Annotated in this window: 21 protein-coding genes; 14 read left to right on the top strand and 7 right to left on the bottom strand. The window is 32.5% G+C overall.

Annotated features, from left to right (window positions below; translation table 11 throughout):
• Positions 1-32: 32 nt before the first annotated feature.
• From bsdE14_RS04475 to bsdE14_RS04465, 3 genes are all read left to right on the top strand, one after another.
• Entirely contained in the window at positions 33-1430 is a 1398-nt protein-coding gene (locus tag bsdE14_RS04475; RefSeq protein WP_264848761.1) for a glycosyl hydrolase family 18 protein, read from the top strand.
• A 67-nt stretch (positions 1431-1497) separates the two neighbouring features.
• On the top strand, positions 1498-2412 hold the full coding sequence (locus bsdE14_RS04470) for a BadF/BadG/BcrA/BcrD ATPase family protein (RefSeq protein ID WP_264848760.1): 915 nt from the start codon (positions 1498-1500) through the stop codon (positions 2410-2412).
• Positions 2413-2450: 38 nt separating this feature from the next.
• Complete coding sequence (locus bsdE14_RS04465) at positions 2451-3641, top strand: GNAT family N-acetyltransferase (RefSeq protein WP_264848759.1); 1191 nt, start codon at positions 2451-2453, stop codon at positions 3639-3641.
• A 154-nt stretch (positions 3642-3795) separates the two neighbouring features.
• On the opposite strand, the gene bsdE14_RS04460 is transcribed toward bsdE14_RS04465, so the two are convergent.
• The 6 genes from bsdE14_RS04460 to bsdE14_RS04435 form a co-directional block, all read right to left on the bottom strand.
• Positions 3796-4425: a hypothetical protein gene (locus bsdE14_RS04460; RefSeq protein ID WP_264848758.1), complete on the bottom strand. Its 630-nt coding sequence runs from the start codon at positions 4423-4425 to the stop codon at positions 3796-3798.
• A 91-nt stretch (positions 4426-4516) separates the two neighbouring features.
• Positions 4517-6094, bottom strand: coding sequence for a beta-N-acetylhexosaminidase (nagZ, locus tag bsdE14_RS04455; RefSeq protein ID WP_264848757.1), 1578 nt, complete (start codon positions 6092-6094; stop codon positions 4517-4519).
• A gap of 75 nt (positions 6095-6169) precedes the next feature.
• Positions 6170-7159 carry a GNAT family N-acetyltransferase gene (locus bsdE14_RS04450; protein WP_264848756.1) on the bottom strand — a complete coding sequence of 330 codons (990 nt, stop codon included), beginning with the start codon at positions 7157-7159 and terminating at the stop codon, positions 6170-6172.
• A gap of 23 nt (positions 7160-7182) precedes the next feature.
• Positions 7183-8043, bottom strand: a complete 861-nt coding sequence (locus bsdE14_RS04445) for a carbohydrate ABC transporter permease (RefSeq protein WP_264848755.1) — start codon at positions 8041-8043, stop codon at positions 7183-7185.
• Positions 8044-8064: 21 nt separating this feature from the next.
• Positions 8065-8961 (bottom strand): carbohydrate ABC transporter permease, encoded by an 897-nt coding sequence (locus tag bsdE14_RS04440; protein ID WP_264848754.1) that lies wholly within the window; start codon positions 8959-8961, stop codon positions 8065-8067.
• Between the two features lie 106 nt (positions 8962-9067).
• Positions 9068-10483 carry an ABC transporter substrate-binding protein gene (locus tag bsdE14_RS04435; RefSeq protein ID WP_264848753.1) on the bottom strand — a complete coding sequence of 472 codons (1416 nt, stop codon included), beginning with the start codon at positions 10481-10483 and terminating at the stop codon, positions 9068-9070.
• A gap of 241 nt (positions 10484-10724) precedes the next feature.
• Here bsdE14_RS04435 and bsdE14_RS04430 point away from each other — a divergent pair, with 241 nt between their 5' ends.
• The 6 genes from bsdE14_RS04430 to bsdE14_RS04405 all read left to right on the top strand — a co-directional run bounded on the left by bsdE14_RS04430 (position 10725) and on the right by bsdE14_RS04405 (position 17730).
• Complete coding sequence (locus bsdE14_RS04430; protein WP_264848752.1) at positions 10725-11414, top strand: DUF624 domain-containing protein; 690 nt, start codon at positions 10725-10727, stop codon at positions 11412-11414.
• Between the two features lie 302 nt (positions 11415-11716).
• Entirely contained in the window at positions 11717-12628 is a 912-nt protein-coding gene (gene murQ, locus bsdE14_RS04425; protein ID WP_264848751.1) for an N-acetylmuramic acid 6-phosphate etherase, read from the top strand.
• Positions 12629-12887: 259 nt separating this feature from the next.
• Positions 12888-13736 carry a MurR/RpiR family transcriptional regulator gene (locus tag bsdE14_RS04420; RefSeq protein WP_264848750.1) on the top strand — a complete coding sequence of 283 codons (849 nt, stop codon included), beginning with the start codon at positions 12888-12890 and terminating at the stop codon, positions 13734-13736.
• A gap of 310 nt (positions 13737-14046) precedes the next feature.
• Positions 14047-15327, top strand: coding sequence for an L-cysteine desulfidase family protein (locus bsdE14_RS04415; protein ID WP_264848749.1), 1281 nt, complete (start codon positions 14047-14049; stop codon positions 15325-15327).
• Positions 15328-16299: 972 nt separating this feature from the next.
• Positions 16300-16959 (top strand): sensor histidine kinase, encoded by a 660-nt coding sequence (locus bsdE14_RS04410; protein WP_264848748.1) that lies wholly within the window; start codon positions 16300-16302, stop codon positions 16957-16959.
• A 24-nt stretch (positions 16960-16983) separates the two neighbouring features.
• On the top strand, positions 16984-17730 hold the full coding sequence (locus bsdE14_RS04405) for a LytR/AlgR family response regulator transcription factor (protein ID WP_264848747.1): 747 nt from the start codon (positions 16984-16986) through the stop codon (positions 17728-17730).
• Positions 17731-17811: 81 nt separating this feature from the next.
• On the opposite strand, the gene bsdE14_RS04400 is transcribed toward bsdE14_RS04405, so the two are convergent.
• Positions 17812-19197 carry a sodium-dependent transporter gene (locus tag bsdE14_RS04400; protein ID WP_264848746.1) on the bottom strand — a complete coding sequence of 462 codons (1386 nt, stop codon included), beginning with the start codon at positions 19195-19197 and terminating at the stop codon, positions 17812-17814.
• 384 nt (positions 19198-19581) lie between these two features.
• Here bsdE14_RS04400 and bsdE14_RS04395 point away from each other — a divergent pair, with 384 nt between their 5' ends.
• The 5 genes from bsdE14_RS04395 (at position 19582) to bsdE14_RS04375 (ending at position 24978) form a co-directional block, all read left to right on the top strand.
• Entirely contained in the window at positions 19582-19896 is a 315-nt protein-coding gene (locus bsdE14_RS04395; RefSeq protein WP_264848745.1) for a thioredoxin family protein, read from the top strand.
• 171 nt (positions 19897-20067) lie between these two features.
• Complete coding sequence (locus tag bsdE14_RS04390; protein WP_264848744.1) at positions 20068-21831, top strand: ABC transporter ATP-binding protein; 1764 nt, start codon at positions 20068-20070, stop codon at positions 21829-21831.
• Positions 21828-23576, top strand: a complete 1749-nt coding sequence (locus bsdE14_RS04385) for an ABC transporter ATP-binding protein (protein ID WP_264848743.1) — start codon at positions 21828-21830, stop codon at positions 23574-23576. The genes bsdE14_RS04390 and bsdE14_RS04385 overlap by 4 nt, the downstream gene beginning before the upstream one ends.
• 137 nt (positions 23577-23713) lie before the next feature.
• Positions 23714-24661, top strand: coding sequence for a trigger factor (locus bsdE14_RS04380; protein ID WP_264848742.1), 948 nt, complete (start codon positions 23714-23716; stop codon positions 24659-24661).
• 2 nt (positions 24662-24663) lie between these two features.
• Positions 24664-24978: a thioredoxin family protein gene (locus bsdE14_RS04375; RefSeq protein ID WP_264848741.1), complete on the top strand. Its 315-nt coding sequence runs from the start codon at positions 24664-24666 to the stop codon at positions 24976-24978.
• Positions 24979-25063: the final 85 nt, after the last annotated feature.

The following is a 25063-nucleotide window of genomic DNA, read 5'->3' as shown; positions in this document are numbered from 1 at the left end:
TTATAGCTCTAGTTGAAAGGAGAGTTAACAATATGGGTGCTTCAACTGGGTGCAAGTATATAGAAATAACTGAAGAAACATGGCTTTTGCTTAATAAAAGTAGAATCAGGGATGAGAGAAAAGCAATGCCGGGTAAAATCTATAGGGTTTATGAGGAGGACAGCAGCTTTTATAAAATAAGATTTGGCAGCAAATATGGCTTTGTAACCAAAGATCATGCTAGGGCAGTTAATAATGACGGCCCTCAAAAAATAATGATAGCTTGGGATTCTATTCAGGGCAAGGGGGAAAATAAAGAGCATTATAGCAAATATATAAATAAGAATTGCATGGAGCAGGGCTTAGATGTGATATCGCCTACCTGGTTCACAAGGGCAGGTGATGCAAATAGTAAAGACAGTATAAAGGTTATGGAAAAGTGCGATAGAGAATATGTAAGAATTGCCCATAATCATGGCTATGAGGTATGGGGTCTGATTGCAGACTTTAATGCAGGCAGAAATTATACTGTATACACAAATGAAAGCTTAGTGAATAAGGAAATAGATGAAATAGTTAAGTATGCTTTGGAATATGATTTGGATGGGATCAATATAGATTTCGAAGGCTTCGGCAGCAAGTGTAAGAAGGTATATAATAGGTATGTGGAGAAGCTCTCAGTAGAGCTTAAATGGTATAACTTTGTTGTCTCCATTGATATAACAAGAGAATCTGATTCTGATGCTTGGGGAAAGTGCTATGACAGAAAAGAGCTTTCGAAGCATGTGGATTATATATGCTTTATGGCCTATGATGAAAATGGGAGGTTGGATATAGTTCCAGGCTCTACAGCTTCTTTTCCTTGGGTGGAAGAAGGGATAACAGAGCTGTTAAACATGGGCATTCCAAAAGAAAAGCTAATTTTAGGAATTCCATTTTACAGCAGAGATTGGAAAGTTACAAAGATTAAACCTGAATCAAAATCTGTAGTAGTTGTGGAATGGGAAGGAATTTTTGGATATTTACAGCCAAAAGATACATCGGAAAAAATAACAATTAACCCTGGGGATGTATTAGATTATCTAGGTGACAGTGGCGATTATTATAAAATAAGGGTTTGTATGCAGGAAGCTTATATAAAAAAGAATATATGCAGACTGCTAAGCCCAAACGAGGAAATGTACAAGACAGTAGAGGTTGTGCCCATAAATATGAAGGAAATGAAAAATAAAATAGACGATTCAGTACTTATATTTGATGATTATTCAAAACAGAACAAGTTAATTTATAATGACGAGGCTGAAGATATGCATTTTATTTGGATTGAGGACGAAGTATCTGTGAAAATGAGAATGGATTTGGTTAAAAAGTATAATCTTCCAGGTGCTGCTGCATGGATGCTTACCCATGAAACTTATGAGACCTGGAAAGTTATTAAGAATCTAAAGTAACAATAAGTCTGTTTACTTAAAAATACTAATAGATTGAAAAAATAAATTTTAATAAGGAGTAGGTAATATGTGTTATGTTATAGGAATCGACGGAGGCGGAACAAAAACTGCTCTAAAGCTTGCAGATAAAAATGAAAATGTAATCTTAACTATGGAAGGAGGACCATGCAATATCAATTCAATGGGAAAGGAAGCTGTTTTGAACATGCTGAAGGAGCTTTTAAATGATACATTGATAAAAGCACAGCTGTCCCTAGAGGATATAGAGATAATATGCATAGGTACTGCTGGAGTTGACAGGCCTTCCGACAAAGCTATTATGGAAGAAATAATCAGAAGTACTGGCTTTAAAGGCAAAACAATTATAACCAATGATGCTGTAACTGCTCTTTATGGAGGAGTTGGCGGAGCTGAAGGTGTAATTTTAATTTCAGGCACAGGTTCCATTTGCTATGGCAGAAATACTAATGGTGAAACAAAAAGAGCAGGCGGATGGGGACATATCATAGGAGATGAAGGCAGTGGCTATTATATAGGAATTAGTGCTATAAACAGAATAGCTAAGGCCTTTGACGGCATTGAGGAAAGTACACTTATGACAGATTTAATTTTAAATCATTTAAAACTTAAAAATTCCACTGAGCTTATAGATTATGTTTATAGAAGTGGCGCAGGGAAAAGTGAAATAGCTTCACTTGCAAAGCTTGTAGATGAGGCTTATAAGCAAGGGGATATTGCTGCAGAGGAAATACTTGAAAAAGCAGCCTATGAGCTTTTCTTAGTAAGTAAAGCTGTTTTAGATAGCCTGAATTTAAATAATAAAAAGACAGTTCTAGCAGTTAACGGCAGCGTTATAGAGAAAAACCAAAGGGTATCCTCTGAATTCAAGAGATTGATGAGCAAAAATTATCCACTTGTTGAAGTTGTGAATATGAAAAATGATGCAGCCTATGGAGCAGTTTTAATGGCAATTAACGGCTAAGTACTTGAAGGATATTTAGAATTAGTGTGGAGGTAGGTATGGAAGTTAGAAAAATTAAACCTGAAGAACACATTGATGCAATGAAGATACTTTCTATAGCTTTTAGATGGAGCAAGGATTTTAGTGATGCTTATAAGGAACCTGAAAAATTTTATAATGGCTATGAGACCTTTAGAGCTTTTTTCAATGATGACAACAAGATGTGCGCAGCTATGGAGGTATCTTCCTTTAAAATCAGCTTTGAAGGCAAAACCACAGCTATGGCTGGAATCGGTGGAGTGGTTACCCTTCCCGAGGAGAGAAATAAGGGATATATACGAAAGCTTTTTCAGTACTGCTTTAGGGAAATGAGAGAAAACAAGCAGTGGCTCTCCTTTCTCTATCCATTCTCAAGTGAATATTATAGAAAGTACGGCTATGAAACAAGTGCGGGAAAAGTAAAATATATTATTCCTCTTGCATCCTTTAAGCATTTTACAAACAGTGGTAAGCTTAAGTTATATATTCCAGGTACTGATGACAGTTATATAAGACGAATTTATGGCTGTTTTGTTGCAGAGAGAAATTTAGCAGTGCTGAGAAGTGATATCTTATGGAAGCACCACATTGGTGAGGATCCTTACATGAATAACATTTATACTTATGTATGGTATGATTCAAAAGAAGAGCCACAGGGCTATATAACTTTTAAGTGCCGGAAGAGACAGGACTTAGGTGCTGACATGCTTGTAAAAGAACTTGTATGGCTGAATAATGAAGCATTTATAGGAATTTTAAGTTTCCTCGGGGATTTTGTACCGAATTACAGGGATTTCATATGGGAAACTACTGAATTTTATAATTTAAGCCTTCTTTTTCCTGATTCCTCCTGTGTAAAAACGGAATTATATAATCTTGGAATGTGCAGAATAGTAGATTTGGAGGAAGTATTAAAACTTAAAGGCTGCCCAGAAGGTGAAGGAACTCTAGCCTTTCAGGTGGTAGATAACTTTTTAGAATGGAACAATGGATGCTTTGAAGTTAGCTGGAATAAAGAAGGCGTTAAAGTAGTAAAGAAGGTTTGTTCGCCGGATTTAAGCTGCAGCATACAGACACTAACTCAGCTTATTACAGGATATGCTTCCTTGGAAGATTTAATTTGGAGTGAGGATTTAAAGATAACAGGAAACCGTGATCTTCTTTCAAACTATTTTAAAAGGAAGCTGATATATTTAAATGAAAGTTTTTAATTATTATTAGTACAATCGATTTAAAGATTATATGACTAAAGGAGCTATATCAAAATAAAGCTATTTTAAAATCACTGCTGTAGTATATAAAATGTGCTGCATGCATTGATTTGCCAAGCTTGATATAGCTCCTTTACATGTTTTTTGTTATATTTTAGTCATACTTAAGTATCCAATTTAGCACTTCTTCTGAGTTTTTCTTATCCTTTGAATTTGCTAAAATACCTATGAATTTATCTTTTGTATCGTATCCAATTTTATTTAGTAGCTTGTTGCCTTCAACACTTACCCCATAAACAGAAGAATTTGATTTAATAAGTTTGCTGTTTTTATCATTGGAGTCTAGATTTAAATAATCAAGACTAAAAAACGTGCCCTGTTTCATGAAGAAATCAAAATCATCCTTGTTAATAATTAAAATATCTACATCTTTGGCTGCCATTTTTACAGACAGCTTCTCTACAGCGGAGGGTTCTAAATCCTTGTATTTGCTGTTAGTATTTTTGGCTTGATATAAATCTATTAAGGCAGAAGTATTTTTACGTGATGCAGGAACAACTAGTTTAGTTACTTCCTTTTGAAAATTAGTTACTTCATCCTTATTTAAATTTTCATAGTAGCCCACAATACTGACGTTAAATACATAGTTTTCTCTAGTTAAAAATGAACTTATTAATATTGATACTGATAAAACTAAAAAAACACCTGCAAGTATATACCATTTATAATAGTACCAAATATTCTCTAGTTTTTCTTTAAGTGGCAAATCTTTTATTCTATTCAAGTTAAAACCTCCGCTTTAGTATTATGCTGATAAATATTATAAATATTTTTTTAGATGTGTTGCTGCAAATTAATGTTAATAAGCCCTTATTTTATAAGCTCACTGGAAGCTTGCCAGATCCTTTGATGTCGCCCTTTAGGAGCTTTATCAGGCTGTTTAATGATATTGGAGTGTATTCATAGGCTGCAGCATAACAAGGAACATAGCTAAATGCTTTAATGTCATAAGGATTTCTCATGGAAATCACTATCAGGTTCTTATTTATGTCATAAATCTTGCTTACAAGCTCTGCTTGCTCCCTATAAAGATGTGCATTATAGGTAAATACTATAATCTTGTCAAAGCTTGTAGCTATTTCTTTAATATGCTCAACCTGTATTGCAGTGGGCTTTATATCTATAACCTCATTATAAAAGTTTTTGAAGCCGTTGCCAATAACTTTTGCAATACTTCTTTCTGATAGAGAATCATCAGCACCAGTTGTTGATATTGCGTTTGTTGAAATAGTTAAAATCTTTTCGGTATTTTTAAGTGGCAGCATTTGTTGATTTTTTACAAGGGTTATGCTCTGCTCACTTATTTTTTGTGCAAATTCCTTATGAGTTTCATTGTTTAATATGGTTTCAATTTCTTCAAAGGAAGAATTTAAAAATTTATCAATTTTAAGCTTATTCTTAATACTAATTATTCTACTTACAGATTCATCTATTCTTTCTTCGCTTATTCTGCCAGTTTTAACTGCATCAAGTAGGTTATTATAAGCCTGTACTTGTTTATTCAAGGAATGCGAAATGCAGATTAAATCAGCGCCAGCCTCTACAGCCATAACAGCAGCCTTTTCTGTACCGAAATAGGTGTCAATTGCTTTCATTTCCATGCAGTCTGTTAATATTAAGCCATTAAACCCAAGGGTATTTTTTAAAAGGCCTGTAAGCACTTTTTTAGATAAGGTAGCTGGAAGGTTTTCACTTTCATAAGCAGGGAACACAACATGTGCTGACATTATGGCATTAATTCCGCTTTCTATAGCTTTCTTAAATGGATATAATTCCACCTGATCCAGTCTTTTTTTATCATGAGGAACGCTGCTTAAGTCCAAATGGGAGTCCGTACTTGTATCACCATGACCAGGAAAATGTTTTCCAGTTGCTATAATTCCACTCTCTTGAAGGCCTTTGATGTAGGAAGTTCCAAATGCTGAAACTCTTTTAGGATCTTCTCCATAACTTCTAACACCTATAACTGGATTATCAGAATTGATATTTACATCTAAAACTGGAGCTAAATTCATGTTTATTCCAAGTACATTAAGCTCTTCACCGCAGTAACAGCCTTGTTTATAAGCATCCTCTGAAGTTCCTCCAGCAGATAGAGCCATATTTCCTGGGAAGAAGGTTGCACCCTTAGGTATTCTTGTAACCATTCCTCCTTCCTGATCTATGGATATAAACAAAGGAGCATTATTTTCACTTAATGCCATTTTTTGAAGTTCTTTATTCATTTCGAATAGCTGTTTTGAATCCTTTATATTTCTTGAAAAGTAAATTATATTGCCAAGATGACATTCTTTAATAACTTTAGTTATGTGTTCATCAACGTAAGGAGATTCAAAACCTACAATGAACATCTGACCTATCTTTTGTTCTAGTGACATATTTTTTATATTCAAAATAAAAACCTCCTTGTAATAATATTATACTTATATTTTAAGCAGGCATAACACCTGCTTAATTAATTGTAAAAATTAAATTTTTTTAGTCATATGTAAGTAACTTTTCCATGGCATAAAATTAAATATACCGTAAAAATCTAGAAGATCTGTCCAATCAATGCACATCTTGCTTACTCCACGTTTTTTTTGTATTTCAAGACATCTATACAGGAGAGTAAGTCCAAGACCTAATTTTCTATAATCTGCATCAACACCTATTGGCCCTAAACCGCCATAATTATTGCCAAGCAGTTCTCTCCAATAGATTCCAGGTCCAATTACTTTTGAAGATTTGTCAAAGACATGGCTGAAACCTACAACCTTGTCCTTTTCTCTATCTAAAACTATAATAATATCCTTATATTCCATTCCATACTTAAAGAAAAGATCCATATCCCCATACCATCTGCCAGGGAATGTTTTTTTTAAGAATTCCATTAAACTTTCCTTATATTTTTCAGTAAGCTCAGTAAATTCGAATCTTTCATCTCTGTTAATTACTAAGTTTTTTTTAATAATTATTTCTTCAAGGTCTATGTTTTTTAAGTCGCATACCATGTCGCTGTCTATATTTTCTTCTTCAAAGCCTCTTCTTTTTAAGAACTCAATAGACTGTATATATTCCGTAGGAGCTCCAGGAAAGAAATGAAAGGTATCCCTTCCTATAACTATGCTGGTTACTCCTTCATTTTTTAGTTCGTCCTCACATAAACTTAATAGTTTGCTTCCAATTCCCTTGTTTCTGTATTTAAAATCTACTGCTATTGAATTAATATTGATCATTTTTTTTGCAGGCGGCATCAAACCTATATTAGAAGTATGTTTCTTATATATTATAAATGCAGCCAGTTCAGCATCAGCAAAAGCCCCTAAAATACACTGTTGATTGTAATTCTTATCCATTTCTAAATTGCCATAGAATAGTTTTTCATCCATAGGGAAAAGAATTCCCATGTTCCTATTCCACAATTCTATTACTTTAAAATATTCTTCTTCAGCTATTATTCTATAACTTAACTCCATATCCATACTCCTTTATTATTTTATTAGCCTTTAACAGCACCAACTACTACTCCTTCTAGGAAGTACTTTTGAAGAGTGAAAAATAATATAAACATAGGAAGTGCTGAAATTGTAGCTCCTGCCATCATAGGTGATAAATAAGTTGTATTGGCAAAACGGAAGCTTTTTAGTCCTACTTGAATAGTTTGCATTGCAGTATTACTAGTAACAAGGAAAGGCCAGAAGAAAGCATTCCAGCTGCCCATAAATGTAAGTATAGCCATTACAGCTAATATTGTCTTAGAAATAGGAGCTATAATCTTTGTATATATTTGGAATTGATTGCAGCCTTCGATTTTAGCACTTTCAATAATCTCATATGGTATAGAGGACATAAACTGCTTTGCCAAAAATATATTATAAATTGTACATAAGTCAGGTAGTACCAAAGCTGCATAAGTATTTGACAAATGGAACACATTAACTACAAGAATATACAGTGGAACCTGAACAACTTGATAAGGTATCATCATTGAGCAAAGAAGCAGATAAAATATAGCATTTTTACCTTTAAAGTTTATCTTAGAAAATGCGTATCCAGCCATTCCAGAGAAGATAACATTAGAAATAGTAATTATTGAAGCTACAATTAGTGAATTTATTATCCATCTTAGAGAATATGGACTAAACTGGAAAAAGAACTTATAAGAAGCTAATGTAAACTTTTGAGGAAGCAAGGACATGCTTGTTGCACCGGCTTCCACTGGGTCTCCAAAAGATGAAATAACCATAAAATATATAGGAAATATAGTAAACAAAGCAAATATCAATAGAACAATTATTGATAATGATCTTTTTAATACAAAGCCGGTTTTATTTTTCTGATAAGTACTGTATAGTGCCATTTATAGTATCCTCCCTCATGATTAATATTGCACATCACTGCCAAGAAACTTAAACTGTATTATAGAAATAATTACAATAATAAATGCCAGTACTAAAGACTGTGCTGCAGCTGCTCCAAAGTTTGAATATACAAATGCATTATTAAATATCAATAATCCAACCATTGTAGTTGCATTATCAGGTCCGCCTCCTGTCATCATGTATGAATTCATAAATACTTGGAAGGAACCAATAATACCGGTAACTAGTAAAAACAAAGTAGTTGGCTTAACAAGGGGTATAACTATATATCTTAACTTGCTAAAGAAAGTTGCTCCATCTAATTCAGCTGCTTCAAAATAGCTGTCAGGTATACCAAGTAGTGCTGCAATATATATTATAATACTTGTTCCATGGCTGGAAAGCCAACTCATTATAAGCAAGGATAACATTGCAGTCTTGCTTGACCCAAGCCAGTTTTGGTTGTGAATTCCAAATAAGCCTATAAGTTTATTAAATAAACCCTCTGGAAGAGGATCGTATATCCAAAGCCATACAACTGATAAGGCAACTCCTGATGCTATTGCAGGAAGATAATAAATAGCCTTAAACATTGTCTGTATCCATTTTTTAAAGGGGTATATAAGTATAGCAACTGTAAAGGAAATAATAAGTGATACAGGTACTGAGCATACTGTATAAACTATTGTATTTTTTATAGATTTTGCAAATAAAGTGTCCTTAAGCAAACTCTTATAATTAGCAAAGCCAATCCACTCGGGACCTAAGGGCCTATACTTTTGAAAACTAATAATAAGTGCACTAATTACTGGATATAGTGTAAACATACAAAAAACAATTAATGCAACAGCTATAAATGCATATCCCCAAAGGCTGTCTCCTTTTACTTTTTTCTTTTTTTTAGTTGAAATCTCCATAAGTCCCTCCTAATTAATTGCATTTAAACATTTTATTGTTTTTACTTAGTATTCTTAAAAATATACCCCACCTAATAAATTAGGTGAGATATATTTAAAGTATTTCTTAATCTTTAACTATGCCGTCTTCTCCAAATGCTTGAACTGCTGCTGCTTTTACTGCATCATACATTTGTTGAGGTGTAATTTCACCTGATAGAAGTGCTTGAAGTTTTGGAACTATAACTTGATTTTCAATTTTGATATTTTTATCGCCTAAATCTGTAGTAATGTCAGGACGAGCTTCTACAGCTTGTTTTAATAAAGTATCAACAGCTGCTGCATTTTCTGCACTTCTTTCTACTTTCATGCTCTTTGCTGCTTCAGCTGAGCTCTTTGTAATCTGAGCTACAAATAAATCATTATTTGTTTGTGCTGCAACTTTTCCAGAAGCTAAGAAGTATGCTGCTTTAGCTATGTTTGCCATATGTTCATCTGTTGGAGCTTTCTTTCCTCTAAATGCTACATATCCGTCTACTGCTGGTGTAGCTTGCTGCTTATTGTTACCAAAAGTAGGAACTGGAAGAACTACATAATCTACTTTAATACTGTTCTTTACAGCGCTTGCATCTTTGGCATCAAGTTTCTTGTTGTTAGCATTTGCAGAATTTTCGAATACTGCAAGTCCCTTACCGGTAATCATTGTTTGGCCTGTTAAGAACATGTTCCAACGCATACCAGCTGTTACTGAGCTTAATTCCTTAGGCATTGATCCGTCATCTATTAAAGCTCTTATTCCTTGTAGTACTTGTAAGTAATTCTTACTTGTATATGCATATTTTAAATCTTTAGTAAATGGAGATGGCATTCCAGCTTCTTTTACAAGAATGTTTAAATAGTCTTTAGCTGTAACGCCTGAGCAAGCAAATACAAATCCATAACGGGATGTTTTGTCGCCACTTTTAACAACACCTTTTTTAATAGCTTCCCTGAATTGGTCAAATGTCCAACCATTCTTCTGAATTGATTTCCAGTCGATGCCTGCAGCTTCTAAGTATTGCTTGTTTCCTCCTATAGCGTGAATTTCCATATATGCTGGGAAACCGTAAAGTCCTTTTCCATTTTTCATATAAGCTAAAGGACCTGGTTCAAAGTCATTAATCATATCAGATGTAGCAATTTTACTTATATCTAAAAGTACGCCGCTTTGAACGTATTTAGATATTCCATCTGATCCCATAAAAGCAATATCTGGTGGGGTTCCTGCATTTACTTGAACATCTAGCTTCTGGGTCATATCTTCCCAGCTTGCAGCTTCAATTTTAAGTGTTAGATTAGGATACTTTGCATGGAAGTCAGCCTCCATCTGAGAAAAGTTCTTTTGGTAATTTGGAGAAACTGGTGGAAGAAGAGCAGTAATAGTATCTTCTTTTGTTGAGTTTCCTGCTGAAGTTTGATTGGTTTTGCTGCTGCATCCTACCAAACTAGAAATAACTAGTGTAGAACACATAGCCAATGCAATTAGTTTTTTTACGTTTTTCATATTATCCCCCTCTATGCATATATATTTTATAACAAAAACGAAAACATTAATATTTATGTTAACGTTTATATTATACATTTTTTTAAATATTCATTTATTTCTAATAACATTATATTACACCTAATAAATAAATATTTCAACATTTTACTTAAAAGATGTAAAAAAATTTCAAAGGTTTACATTTTATTTTTTAAAACTTATATTATAATTAAACTATATTATATAGAGAGAGGTGTATATCATGGCAAAAGAAGACTTTACTGACAACCCGCTCTATACTATTACGGGTTATATTTGGTACTTTATTGCTGGTGCTTTTTGCTTTTCAATTTGCAGTATTTTTTTAATTTTAACTATACTAGCTTATGGTGATAAACTTTTTACGGAGGGTATAATATTTTTTGTAATATCACTTTCATTAGAAGGTCCAGCTATAACTGCTTTATTAAGTGTTATGGGAAAATTAATTAGGGAGAAGGATGTTGATGCAATAAAGGATTATTTCAAAGCTTATAAGGTTAATTTCCTGCAAGCTTTAAGCTTGTCATTTTTTTTAGCAATAATTTTAACCTTTGTATCTTATGATTTATCAATTATCAAATACAAAACTAGTACGAGCTATATAGTAAAGCCTTTATTATTTTCGGGCTTATTTATTCCTCTAATTATTAGCACCTATGTATTTCCAATAATATGTCGGTTTTATATAAGTATAAAGGATGCTGTAAAACTTTCTATTTATTATTCAGTTAGAAATTTTAAGATTACTATACTTGTAATGTCAGTACTTGCTTTAGGTTATCTTTTAATGAATTTAGTCAGTGTTTTTGTTGTTTTTGTAATATCCAGTCTGGTGTGCTATGTAATTATGTACTATGAGAAAGATATATTAAAAGAAATAGAAGAGAAAATTAAGCCAAGCTCAAATTAAACATGACTATTTGAACAAAAGATTAAATTAATATAGTGACAACTAACTGTATCTTCATAGCATTTGATGCAGGATGATTCAATATAAATATACGAGGGTGTCTAAAAAAATAGATATCCTCTTTTTCATTTTCAACTAGAAAGGGAGTAAAGGTATGTCTTATTTGGCATAGAAGCGCATCTTAATGAAATTTAGAAAAAAATTACATGTGAAATAAAATTTAAATTTATTCAATGGATATTGAAATAGAATTTCGGACATGTTAATATAAATATAACATTAAGTAAAATAGAGGTGACGCAATGAGAACCAATTTAGATAATTTAGTTACTGAGAAGGTTAATCAGTCTACCAATAATATAGACAAGGTTTCAACTTTGGAAATGGTAGCCATGATAAATGAAGAGGATAAAAAGGTTGCCTTTGCAGTAGAAAAGGAATTACCACAAATAGCAAAGGCTGTGGATACTATAGTACAGGCCTTTGAGAAGGGTGGAAGACTGATTTATGTAGGGGCAGGTACTAGTGGAAGACTTGGAGTACTTGATGCAGCTGAATGCCCGCCAACTTATGGTGTTTCATATGAAATGGTTCAGGGAATAATTGCAGGGGGAAAAGAGGCTATTTTTAAGGCACAGGAAGGTGCAGAGGATAACCTGGAGCTGTGTGCAGAGGATTTAAGAAACATTAAATTTACCTGTAATGATGTTTTAGTTGGTATAGCGGCCAGTGGAAGAACTCCTTATGTTATTGGCGGACTTAACTATGCCAATAGTATTGGTGCAACCACAGTAGCTGTAACCTGTAATCCAGACTCTGAAATATCAAAGATTGCTAAGATTTCTATAGCACCTGTGGTTGGCCCAGAAGTGGTATCCGGCTCCACAAGAATGAAGTCAGGTACAGCTCAAAAAATGGTACTGAACATACTTACAACTGGTTCTATGATTAAGCTTGGTAAGGTGTACCATAATCTTATGGTAGATGTAAAGGCGAGTAATGAAAAACTGTTAGAAAGAGCGAAAAGGCTTGTAGTTGAAGCAACTGGTGTAAGCAGAGAAGAAGCTGAAAAAGTATTAGTGGAAAATGAATACGATGTAAAGCTTTCAATTATGATGATTAAATCTGGTCTTTCAAAAGAAGAAGCATCAGAGCTGCTTTCTATTAATAAAGGTTTCATATCTAGAGCTTTGGAGAGTGTTACACAAATTTAATATGACAAATTATTTACATAGCTTCTTTTTCCTAAGACAAAATATGATATAATTATTAATGAATTTACCACAGTAATAAATGATAAATAGATATAATATAAAGATATCTTAGTTCTGAAAAAAGTACGAAGAATCTATTTGTACTAAAATCTAAAGTGTAATATTTGGCAATAGCATATCTTCTAGGGAGATCCTTCTGTTGAATTATTTGGGATATGCGGGTAAATTCAGATTTAAACCTAATTAAAGGAGAGAGAATATGAATTGCTCACTAATAATTAAACAGAGCTATGAAAACATGACTGAATCAGAAAAGAAAATTGCTGAATATATATTAAATAATACTAGCGAAATATATAAGCTTTCAGCATATGAGCTAGCGTCACTTTCAGGAACAAGTGGAGCTAGCGTTATAAGATTTGTTCGAAAAATAGGGTTTGAAGGCTTTCCAGAATTTAAGATTGCTCTTGCAAAAAATGATGCAGAGGAAAAGGTTGAGGAAGTTGATTATGATTATATCGATACCAAAGATACCATCAAAGAGGTTATAATTAAAACTGGCAAGAAAAATATAAAGTCTATTGAGGACACACTTGAATTATTAGACGAAAAAAAGGTGAAAGAAGCAGTAGAGGCTATTCAAAAGGCAAAAAATATATACTTGTTTGGAGTAGGTTCTTCAGCATTAATAGCAATGGATTTTCAATCAAAGCTTATGAGAATAAACAGAAACGCACATATGCATCCTGATAGCCATATGCAGCTATCAATGGCTGCACTCATCGAACCTAAGGACGTAGCTATAGCTATTTCCTTTGGAGGAAAGACAAAAGAAGTGTATAAATCCATATCAAAGGCAAAGGAAAAAGGAGCAAAGTGTATTTCTATAACAAAGTATGGTACAAATCCTATAAGTGATATAGCTGATATAAATCTTCAAGTTCCAAGTATTGAAAAGGATCTAAGAATAGGCGCAATATCATCTAGAATAGCTCAGCTCACATTAGTTGACATATTATTTATAGGAGTAGCAAAGAACGACTTTTCAAGGATTGACAGATACTTAAAGGAAACTAGACAAATGGTTGAGGACTTAAAGTTAAAGTAATTAATAGAGAGCTTGTTCAGGGCTTTAGAAACCAGCATCCTGAATGGGCTCTTTTTTTATTGAAATGAGAAAAATAATATTTCTTCATAGGATTCTATGGTCAATTCTCATATCATCTAAAATCTGTATTGTAAGTAAGCGTGTGTTTTTTGCTTCAAAATGAACTATATAGACATTAAAACTACCAAAATAAGAAAGATATATTGAAAAAATATAAATTTGATATTAAATTAGAATTAGCAGATGTATGTTATAAATAGAATTAGCTTAAGATAAAATAACCATATATTGAATGGAGGGAAAACATATCTTGGAAAAAACAGATATTAAGTATAAAAGCTATGTTCAGATTCTAAAAGAAGAATTGGTACCTGCAATGGGGTGTACAGAACCAATTGCAATTGCCTATGCTTCAGCAAAGGCAAGAGAAGTACTTGGCAGTTTACCTGAAAGAGTCGTTGTTTATGCAAGTGCTAATATAATAAAAAATGTAAAAAGTGTTGTTGTACCAAATACTAATAGTTTAAAAGGAATTGAAGCTGCAGCAGCAGCTGGAATTATTGCAGGGAATTCAGAAAAAAGGCTGGAGGTACTTTCTACTGTAACTGAGAAAGAAAAAACAATTATAAAGGCTTATCTTGAAAAAAACCTAATTAAAGTGAACCTAGCAAATAATCAATTCATTTTTTATATTGAGGTAAACGTATACTACAAGGATTCCTATGCTGTTGTACGTATTGCTAATCATCATACAAATATTGTATATATAGAGAAAGATAAAAAAGTGCTATTTGAAAAAGAAGCAGAAGTGCTAAAAGAAGGACTTACGGATAAGAAGCTGTTAAATGTTGAGGATATTATTGATTTTGCAAATACTGTTGCAATAGAAGATGTTAGTGAAGTAATTAGAAGGCAAATAGAATATAATTCAAAGATATCCGAGGAAGGGCTTAAAAATAGCTATGGAGCCAATATAGGTAAGGTTTTACTTTCAAACAATGATAATAATGTAAAAACAAGAGCAAAGGCAAAGGCAGCTGCAGGCTCAGATGCTAGAATGAGCGGTTGTGAACTTCCTGTAGTCATTGTTTCAGGCAGTGGAAATCAGGGAATGACAGCTTCCCTTCCTGTTATTGAGTATGCTAAGGAATTGCAGGTATCAGAGGAGAAGCTATATAGAGCACTTGTATTATCAAACTTGATAACCATTCATCAAAAAACTGGAATAGGAAGATTATCTGCATATTGTGGTGCCGTAAGTGCTGGCTGTGGCAGTGGAGCTGCTATAGCATATTTACATGGTGGAGGGTATAAAGAAATAGCTCATACTATTGTTAATGCACTGGCAATTGTATCTGGCATAATATGTGATGGTGCTAAAGCCTCCTGTGCAGCAAAAATAGCGGCTGCAGTGGATGCAGGAATTTTGGGCTATAACATGTATCAATCTGGACAGGAGTTCTACGGTGGAGACGGTATTGTAACAAAAGGTGTGGAAGAAACTATTGCAAATATTGGGCGCCTTGCAAAGGATGGAATGGGACAAACTGATAAAGAGATTATAAATATTATGATAGGTGAAAAGAAATAAAAGAGATTTAGTAAATTATGCATTTAGAAAATTGACTTAATTCAATTTGTCATCTCTCTTACTATGCTTGTTCAGGATTTGAAATTTGAATCCTGAATGAGCTCTTTTTTATTTTAACGTGTGTGTGAAAATTTTATCTGTAAATGGCTTCCTATGGTTATCATTTTTGTATTTTATGATAAACTATTCGAATTACTTAATTCACAAATAAATAGTGAAAAACTATTACGATTGTTTTATAATAAAATGGAATATTTGCATTAATGGTAGTTCTGCATTAAAGAACTGGAATAAACTTTTTTGGCAGAAATGTGGAATTCTAATAAAAGGTGGGGTAGTATGGAAATTACGTATTTAAATATTATAAATGCAACAGTATTTGCTTGCTCTATAAATATTACTCTTATGCTTGGACTTTTATTGGTACGGGATATAAAATCAAATCATATTACCACATTAAATTATATTGTTTTGTCAATTGGGTTTTGTTATTATTTACTATTAAATGATAATAACAAGTACGTAATTCTTATATATATTTTAATTCTTCCAATCATAAAAATACTATTGGATATTTCCTATTATCACACGTTTATAGGAGTATTACTCTCTATTATTTTTAAATATATGCTTCAAATTATTATTGAGCAGATTTTCTTATGCTTTTCAATATATATAAATTGTATCTATGTTAGCTTAATTATTACAGTGGTTTGTATTCTAATTACTCTTCCTCTATACTATAAAAAGCTATCTTTATTTCCAAAAGATTGGTTATTATATTCGATTATGGAAAAAAAGCAAACTAAAAAAGAATACTTTCATATATTCTTAATTTTTTTTGTACTCATAGCTATGGTACTATGGTTAATTTATATAAATTATAATATGACTACCTTTTCTTTATTATCGCAAAAATATATAACATTGTTTTCAATTGTTTTTTTTATTATATTTATTATTTTTATAAGAATGATAGCTTTTTATGATATGAAAAATGTGGAAGCTTTAATTGATAAAGAATATCAAAAGGAACTGCTTGCTTTAACAGATATAATTCGATCCCAGCGCCATGATTTTAATTTCCATTTGCAAGCTATTTCAGGAATGCTAAGAAATGAAAAGTATAAGGATTGTAGTGAATATATTAATGTAATGGTAAAAGAGGCACAGTCATTTAATGAAATTTTATCCTTACAAAATCCTGCCGTAGGGGCACTACTTAATACATTTAGAGAAATAGCAGCTAGAAAGGGAATACAGCTTCAGATTGTTATATATTATAATTTAGATAAATTACGTTGTACAGTTTATGAAACAAATAAAATCTTAGGAAATTTAATACAAAATGCTATAGATGAAGTTGAACAGCATTTAGATGATTCAGCTTGGATTGAGGTCATGATTTTAAAACGAAGTGGAAATAGTGTTTTCAGGGTATCAAACAAGATTTATGAGAATAATAAAGCACTCAAAGATATTTTTAACTCAGGTTATTCTACAAAGAAATCTCATGAAGGTATTGGACTCAGCACAGTAAAGAAAATTGTAGAAAAGTATAATGGTGTTGTTTATACTGAAATTGAAGGGGATATAATTCACTTTATTGCTCAAATTCCTAATGGATTATAAATTTGGTAATAGGAGATGATGTGTATGCAGCTAAAAGTCTTATTGGTTGATGATGAGGATATATGTTTAGAAGATTTAAAATCATCATTAAATATGTTTAAATATATTGATGTTGTTGCTGAGGCTACAACTGGTTCAGATGCTATAAAATTTTTGCAAAATAATGAAAAAAAGGTGGATTTAATTTTTCTTGATATAGAAATAAAAGATATAAATGGTTTTGACCTTGCAAAGCATATTCGCTCAGTATATCCATATATAAAGATAATTTTTTTAACTGGTCATGTGGGTTTTGCTCTTAAAGGTTATGAGTTTCAACCAGTTGATTTTCTTACAAAACCAATAAATATAATTAGATTGGAAGAATCATTATCAAGGGTGAAAAGTTTAAAACTAAATGAAAAGGTTGACAAAGAAATAAAGATTGGCATTCATGTTGAAGGTGGTCTTGAAATAATTGCTGTAAAGGATATATTATATATAGAAAAGAAAGGCAGAAAGGTATACATAGTTTGTAATAATTGTGCTGTTTATAATTCCCGTGACTCTGTTCAAAAGTTAGAAAGTATTTTTAGAAACTACGGATTTTTTCGCTGTCATCAATCTTTTCTAATTCCTATTAATAAAATTAAGAGAATAAGCTCAGATGAATTTACAAGAGCTTATATTGCTCAGCTTGAAGGGGTTAAAGAATCTATCCCGATAAGTAGAGAAAAGTATAATGAACTAAAGGAATTATTAAAGAATAAAGAAATGGAATTTTATTTATAGTGAAGTGAAAATAGGCAGGCTAGTGTGATGGAATATCCACTTACTTCTGCCTATTTTTTATAATTTAATAGTATTAATTATTTAGAATTTTATTATACCAAGGCTGCTTAAAAATACAATTACTAAAAGAATTGGAGATATATAACGTATTACTATATAGAGTAAGTTAAATTTACTATCATTAGATAAGGCGCCATTGTTCATGACTTCATTCTTAAAATCTTCCTTTCGTATAAAGTATCCTACAAATATTGTGGTTAATAGTCCACCTACTGGCATTAGAATATTAGATGATAGCTTGTCAAATAAGTCAAAGAATCCAAATCCGAATATTTTTATATATCCAAGTAAACTTTTAGAGCTAGCTGAAAGTGTTGCAAGGATACCAATAATAAACATAATTATAACGGTTAAAAGCACTGCATTTGTTCTTTTCATATTCTTTTCTTCTGAAAAATAAGCTACAGGAACTTCAACTAAAGAAATCATTGCAGTTGTAGCAGCAATGGAGGTTAGAATGAAAAAGCATGCAAGAAGTATGCCGCCAAATGGAATTTTAGAAAATACTAATGGTATTGTTGTAAACAAAAGTCCAGGACCTGCGCTAGGTTCCATTTTAAAAGTAAAAACTACTGGGAAAATTGCCATACCTGCTAAAAGTGAAACTACAACATCCGATATAGCAACTTTAATAGGGGTATGAAGCAAATTATTATTATCTGTGAAATAGCTTCCATAAGTAATCATTGTTCCCATTCCTAAAGATAATTTAAAGAATGCGAGACCAAGAGCAGCTAGTATTACCCCTCCATTTATCTTTGTAAAATCTGCATAGTACAAAAATTTTAGTCCATTTCTTACACCAGGAAGTGTAAATGCCCTTATATCGCAGATAATAATTAGAACAAATAATACTGGAAGTAAAGATTTTGTAATTCTTTCGATTCCATTTTGAACTCCTGCAATTAGAATTGCTGCCACTACTATAAATACAATCCCTTGCCAAACAATTGGAGAGACTAATCCTACTGAAGTTTTCTCGAAAATAGTATTCGCTGTAGCAGGGGTGACTCCGCTTAACTGCCCTGTGATTGCTTTAAATACATAAGAATAAACCCAACCAGAAACATCGCTATAGAAAAACATGATAAGAAAAGATGTTATGATACCCATTAGCCCTATGCCCTTCCAAGCAGTTTTAGGTTTCAATTTTTCGAAGGCACCTACGGCATTACTTCTCGTTTTTCTACCAATATACAGTTCACATACCATAACAGGAATACCTACAAAGATTACGCAGATAAAGTAAATGAAGAGGAAGGCGCCGCCACCATTTGAGCCAACAACATATGGAAATTTCCATATGTTTCCTAAGCCTACAGCTGAGCCTAGGGTTGCAAAAAATACTGCAAGCCCTGTAGAAAAAGTTTCTCTTTTTTTAGTGTGTTCTGTGTTCAATTCGGTCATTTTAATACACTCCTTTCAAGATATCATAGTAAAAGTGAATAATGCTTAGGACCTATACTTCTATGATAGGTAATGTATTTAACACTACTAAATGCTTCTACAATATTCAATGGTTTGGTACTATTTTGGTGTTCTTGATGTCAATTTTGGATTTTTTGAAGAACATATTATTGATTAATGTTATATATAAGCAGAAAATGATATTTGTATTTTTAAAAATTATGAAGCATAGAAACAACTAAAAAATGTACAGAATAAGCCACTTGAATACAAGAATAAGCAAACAGCGTTGAAAAAAACGGGGGATAATAATAAAGTTAAATTAGACAATGTAAAGATTGTTAGATACTAGATTAATGTAATAAATGGAGAGGGGCAATAGGGATGTCAGTAAGAGAAGCCAATGAAAATAATTATGATGAAATGGTGAAGGAGGGATTTGTAATTGTTGATTTGTATGGAGAAAATTGTAATCCATGCAAAATGTTTTCAAAGGTTATAGATGAATTAAGTTATGATGTTGATTTTGTAAACGTTGTAAAGGTTAATACTACACATAATCGAGATATTGCAGTAAGAAATAATGTTGCAGCGGTACCAACCATACTATTTATGAAAGATGGAAAGGTACTAGAAAGACATCTTGGTTTTATGAGTTTGGATCAAGTAAAAGAGAAAATAGGACAATATCTTTATTAGTAAATGATATAGTTGAAACAAACTAAAAGATAGAAATTAGATAAGCAGTTCAATAATTGGTACAATTCTAGGTACAGTTGGACAACTCATGTAAAATACAAATATAAGCTAATTAGTATTAGTGTTACATTAATAGTGTTTCAATTTTATGTAAATCAAGGAGGGGCGAATTTGGAGATTGAAAAAAATACTAATAAAACAATTGAAAAAACTCCTAAAAAAAATGTGAATAGAGGAATTTGGAAAACATTCTTTAATCTCTGCTTGAAAGCAAATCTTCCCATACTTGGAATTGTTGTATTTGCTATAATCAGCATGGTTTCCTCAAAGATATACTTACTTGTTCCAAGTAAAACAGGAGAGCTTTTTGCAGGTAATGTAAGTGCTCAATTAGTGACTATGATTATTGTGTACAGTATTCTTACCAGTACTCTTGGACAAATAACTAGTTTTGTAGAACAGGTAGTTAATGCTAAAATAGACCGTAATTTTAGAAATGTTTTATGGAAAAAGACATTACAGCTTCCTATGAGTTTTTTTGACAAGATTCCAGCCAATAGTATGATAAGTCGTATAACATCAGATACTGAAAATCTCAGAACTTTTATTATGAAAGTAGTAGTATCGGAACTTATAGGCTTGTACACAATATATATTACCCTTAAGCAGATATCCTTATATAATAGAGCGCTTGTATATATTATGCTTGGACTTATACCTGTAGTGGTTATACTGGCCATAGTACTTGGGCGTATTACCTTAAGGATACAGATAAGAGTCCGTGATGAAATATCCAATTTAACTCGGTTTTTAAGCGAACTGATTATGTCTGTTCCTGTTATAAAATCATTTAACAAAGAGAACTATGAGAGTCAAAGAGGAAATAATGCTATAGAAGGGCTGTACAAGGCAAATAGATTGCAATTGTATTTAAACCTTGCTAAAAATCCTATTGGCACTATAGTGGAAATAGGAAAGCAAGTAACTTTAATATTTGTTGGTATACAATTTATTAATAAAGGAATACTTAATGCTGCAACTTGGTATGCTTTTTATCAGTTTGCAACAAGAATTCTTAACGATGTAAACGCAAAACAGGGAGTATGGGAGCAGATTAAGGCTACTCAAGGGTCTTTATTCAGAGTAGCTAAGGTGCTTGAAGAGCCTGAAGAGGGCTTTCTACCATATAAGACAGAGGTAGTTGAAACAGGGGATATTGTATTTGAAAATGTGACATTTGCTTATGAAGATAATTCTATATTGGAGAATGTATCCTTTACAATACCTTATAATAAGACTACGGCAATAGTAGGTCCAAGTGGTGTAGGAAAGACTACTGCTCTTAAGCTTATTGAAAGGTTTTATGCACCATCTAAAGGCAGAATTACAAAAGGTGAAGTTGATATTCAAGAATTCAATTTAAAAAACTGGCGAAGCCAGGTTTCTTATGTTACTCAGGATATCCCTATGATGTCAGGTACTATTAAGGAAAATATACTTTATGGTGTTAAAAGAGAGGTAACAGATGAAGAGTTGAAACAAGCTGCAGAAGTTGCTAATGCGCATGAATTTATAATGAAGCAGCCTGAGGGCTATGATACTCAGGTTGGACAGTTTGGTTCAAGGCTTTCTGGAGGTCAGAGGCAGAGGATTACCATTGCAAGGGCTTTATTATCAAAGCCATCTATTCTTATACTTGATGAACCTACATCAAACCTTGATGCTGAGGCAACAGCTGAGGTTATGAAAGGCATAAACAATCTTAAAATAAATCGTACAGCCATAGTGGTTGCTCATGATGAGCAGGCTATCCTTGATGCGGATCACATTGTAGTATTTAACTTGGATGGAAGTATTTCTTCTGGTACACATATGGAATTGCTTGCAACCAATAGCTTTTATAGGAGCATGATGGGAGGCGAAATATCAGCATGAGAAAAATAGAAAATGCAAATAAAAATACTAAAAAGGCTAAAACTTCATGGAAAGCTTTTTTGAAGTTCTATACAAAAGTAAATATGCCATGGCATCTTTTTATAGCCACAGCGATTATGGGCTTCGGAATAACAAAGGTTAACCTCATGATTGTACCCTACACAGCTGCTATAAATAAAGGTGATATAGCAAAGGCAGGTTTCCTTAAGGGCTTCCTATTTTGGACTGTAGCAGCTGCCTTGGTTAGCTTGACGTACAATCTTGTTTGGGGCTTTTGCAGCATGATTACCAATAGAAATATTAGAAAAAAAGTATGGGCAAAACTTTTGAGAATGCCAGTGGCTGAATATGATAAGGAAGATCCACAGAGTTTTGTTTCCCGTATAACCTCTGATGCAGAAAAGGCCGTATCAGCTCCTGCAAGTGTTATATCATTCTTTGCGTCATGTTATGGACTCATTATTGCATATACAAAGATGAATGAAATATATTCTGATTTAGCAAAATTAATTTTGTTTGTAGCTCCTGTAGCCTTAATAGTCATTGCTATAATAGGAAAATTCTCCTATAAGATTAATTTAATCGTTCAAAGTGCTATATCATTAATAACAAGTTATTTTGGGGAAAGATTATCCAATGTTTACTATATTAAATCAACAAGTATGGAAAATGAAGAATATGAAGCTGGAATTAAGGCTAGTCAGGAAAAATACAAGGCCGATTTAGTAAGTGCAGTGCTTGGTTCACTGCAGGTTCCTATCGGGTATATTACTCAATATGCCATTATGATAATTGTTTTTGCAGGAGGAGCCCTTTATGTAAGAAGGGGACAGATGGAGATAAGTGGCTTGGTGGATTTCTATTCTTACTCATCAATACTTCTTCCTTCCTTTTTTGAAATAGTTACACAGTGGCAGAATATTAAGGGTTCACATGGCGCTACGGCTAAGATAGCTGCCCTTATGGAGCTTGAAAATGAAGTTACAGATGGGAAAATCTCTATGAATAGGCCCGATGAGGATATAAATTTTAAAGATGTTGTATTTTCCTATGATAACGAAAATGCTATTCTTCATGGCATTGATTTTACTATACCAAAGAATAAGAAGACTGTGGTATTAGGTTCAAATGGAAGCGGTAAGACTACCATATTCAAGCTTATTGAAAGGTTTTATAATCCTCAGCAAGGAGAAGTATGCTTTGGTAATGATAGTATTTTAGATATTAAGCTTGATGAATGGAGAGCATCTATAGGCTATGTTTCTCAAAACAGCCATCTTATATCAGGAACTATAAGGGATAATATAGCATATGGGACAAATCATGACTATTCTGAGGAAGAGATAATAAGGGCTGCAAAGCTTGCCAACGCTTATGATTTTATAATGGAGCTTGAGGACGGCTTTGATACCTATGTCAGCCAAGTTAATTCCAAAATGTCAGGCGGAGAGAAGCAGAGAATTGCCATTGCCAGAGTAATAATGAAGGATCCAGATTACCTGCTATTGGATGAAACTACAAGCAGCCTTGACATAATATGTCGCCAAGATGTAATTAAGGCCATAAGAAACCTTATGGAGGGTCGAACTACCATAATGATAAGTCATGATATGGATTTAGTGAAGGATGCAGATCATATAGTAGTTGTAAAAGATGGCTCTGTTGAAGCTGAAGGAAGCTACGAGGAGGCTCTTTCAGTAAGCCCAAGCTTCCAAAAATTTATAGCCCTTCAACATATAAAATAAATGAAAATCTGTGCAGTTATTTTATATTGAGAAAAATAGCTGCATGGAATTTCAAATTTCCATCTTGGTCTTTAGTACGTTGTGATAAGCATTTATGTAATAAAGGCAGAAATTAATATATATAAGGAGATATTTATATGAAAGACTTAAAGTCAAGAGTAATAAAGGAATTTGATTTTAGAGAAGCGGATGTATCAGGAGAAGATTTTACATATGAGGTTGATAAAAAGTTTATTGAAAAGGAAATCCTTCGTATAAGGAAAAAGAACAAAATAGTTCAAGAAGTGAAGGAAGTAAAAGAAGGAGATATTGTAGTATGTTCTTTGAAAAGTATAAATCCTAAATTTAACAAGGAAAATGTAAGTATAAATGCAGGTCTGGGGCTTTTTAAAAGGGAAATAGAAATGGCACTTATAGGAATGAAAATAGGTGAAAATAAAACTATTGGTGCAGATAATGAGCGGGTCAGTATTGATGTAATAAATGTGAAAAGAAGTGTGCTGCCTGATTTGACGGATGAGATGGTTCAGAAAGAGAAAATTGATAATATAACTAGCGTGAAATCTTTAACGGAATATCTTGAACAACTTTATAAAGACGAAAAAAATAAAGCCATTGATAATAAATCTTATAAGCTCATAGAAAATGTTATAAATCAGGTTATTGCAAAGAGTAAGTTTGATATTAATGAAGAGGACATACAATATTTAAGTGAACTTGAAATTCATAAGGCAAGAGTGTTTTGTGAGCTTGAAGGCTTGACTCTTGAAAAAATGACACCTGAGGATTTTAATGGAAAGATACCTGTCAGAAGCTATGATGAGTTCTTAAAGATGGTAAATGGTTTATCAAAAGACCAACTACCTGTGCTTCTTCTTGGAATTAAAAATGCAGAAAAGGATGGTTATAAAGTATCACAGGAGAAATATGATAAAGACACAGAGGACTTTTGTAAAATGTATCATATTAAACCAGAAGATGCTTATAAAGCAATGACGTTTGAGTATTATGAAACAGGTCATTATACAGGCCATTACAGAAATATAATAAGAGAATACTATAGGGAAAGATATCAGGAGGTATAATTATGGCAACTCAATTAGCAACAGCTGAAAATTATGGTGAGCTTATCAAAGAAGGATTTGTTATTGTAGATTTCTTTTCCGAAACTTGTGTGCCTTGCAAGACGTTTTCAGAGATTTTAGTTGAAATAGAATATGAGCTCCCTTTTGTAAATATTGTGAAGGTGAATACTACAAAATATCCTAAATTAGCAAAGAAAAATAAAATATTTGGGGTGCCTACGGTGTTTTTTATGAATAATGGAGAAATGATTGAAAGGCATACAGGCGTTTTGTCGGAGAAAGAAGTAAAGAGTAAAATAGGAGAATTTTTATATTAATAAAAGAAGTTATTAGAGTGTATTTATAGGTTTAATTTGAATTATTTAGATAATCTGTTATCAATTAGTGCTTATGAAAATAGAT

The organism is Clostridium omnivorum (assembly GCF_026012015.1).
GTDB lineage: Bacteria > Bacillota > Clostridia > Clostridiales > Clostridiaceae > Clostridium_AX > Clostridium_AX omnivorum.
Note: the sequence above shows the minus strand (reverse complement) of the source record. Positions and strands in the feature narration are given on the sequence as shown.

Excerpts from the sequence above, each read along its gene's own strand:
- bsdE14_RS04475 (WP_264848761.1), top strand. The coding sequence starts at position 33 with ATGGGTGCTTCAACTGGGTGCAAGTATATAGAAATAACTGAAGAAACA.
- bsdE14_RS04470 (WP_264848760.1), top strand. The coding sequence starts at position 1,498 with ATGTGTTATGTTATAGGAATCGACGGAGGCGGAACAAAAACTGCTCTA.
- bsdE14_RS04465 (WP_264848759.1), top strand. The coding sequence starts at position 2,451 with ATGGAAGTTAGAAAAATTAAACCTGAAGAACACATTGATGCAATGAAG.
- bsdE14_RS04450 (WP_264848756.1), bottom strand. The coding sequence starts at position 7,159 with ATGGAGTTAAGTTATAGAATAATAGCTGAAGAAGAATATTTTAAAGTA.
- bsdE14_RS04445 (WP_264848755.1), bottom strand. The coding sequence starts at position 8,043 with ATGGCACTATACAGTACTTATCAGAAAAATAAAACCGGCTTTGTATTA.
- bsdE14_RS04440 (WP_264848754.1), bottom strand. The coding sequence starts at position 8,961 with ATGGAGATTTCAACTAAAAAAAAGAAAAAAGTAAAAGGAGACAGCCTT.
- bsdE14_RS04435 (WP_264848753.1), bottom strand. The coding sequence starts at position 10,483 with ATGAAAAACGTAAAAAAACTAATTGCATTGGCTATGTGTTCTACACTA.
- bsdE14_RS04430 (WP_264848752.1), top strand. The coding sequence starts at position 10,725 with ATGGCAAAAGAAGACTTTACTGACAACCCGCTCTATACTATTACGGGT.
- murQ (WP_264848751.1), top strand. The coding sequence starts at position 11,717 with ATGAGAACCAATTTAGATAATTTAGTTACTGAGAAGGTTAATCAGTCT.
- bsdE14_RS04420 (WP_264848750.1), top strand. The coding sequence starts at position 12,888 with ATGAATTGCTCACTAATAATTAAACAGAGCTATGAAAACATGACTGAA.
- bsdE14_RS04410 (WP_264848748.1), top strand. The coding sequence starts at position 16,300 with ATGATAGCTTTTTATGATATGAAAAATGTGGAAGCTTTAATTGATAAA.
- bsdE14_RS04405 (WP_264848747.1), top strand. The coding sequence starts at position 16,984 with ATGCAGCTAAAAGTCTTATTGGTTGATGATGAGGATATATGTTTAGAA.
- bsdE14_RS04400 (WP_264848746.1), bottom strand. The coding sequence starts at position 19,197 with ATGACCGAATTGAACACAGAACACACTAAAAAAAGAGAAACTTTTTCT.
- bsdE14_RS04395 (WP_264848745.1), top strand. The coding sequence starts at position 19,582 with ATGTCAGTAAGAGAAGCCAATGAAAATAATTATGATGAAATGGTGAAG.
- bsdE14_RS04385 (WP_264848743.1), top strand. The coding sequence starts at position 21,828 with ATGAGAAAAATAGAAAATGCAAATAAAAATACTAAAAAGGCTAAAACT.
- bsdE14_RS04380 (WP_264848742.1), top strand. The coding sequence starts at position 23,714 with ATGAAAGACTTAAAGTCAAGAGTAATAAAGGAATTTGATTTTAGAGAA.
- bsdE14_RS04375 (WP_264848741.1), top strand. The coding sequence starts at position 24,664 with ATGGCAACTCAATTAGCAACAGCTGAAAATTATGGTGAGCTTATCAAA.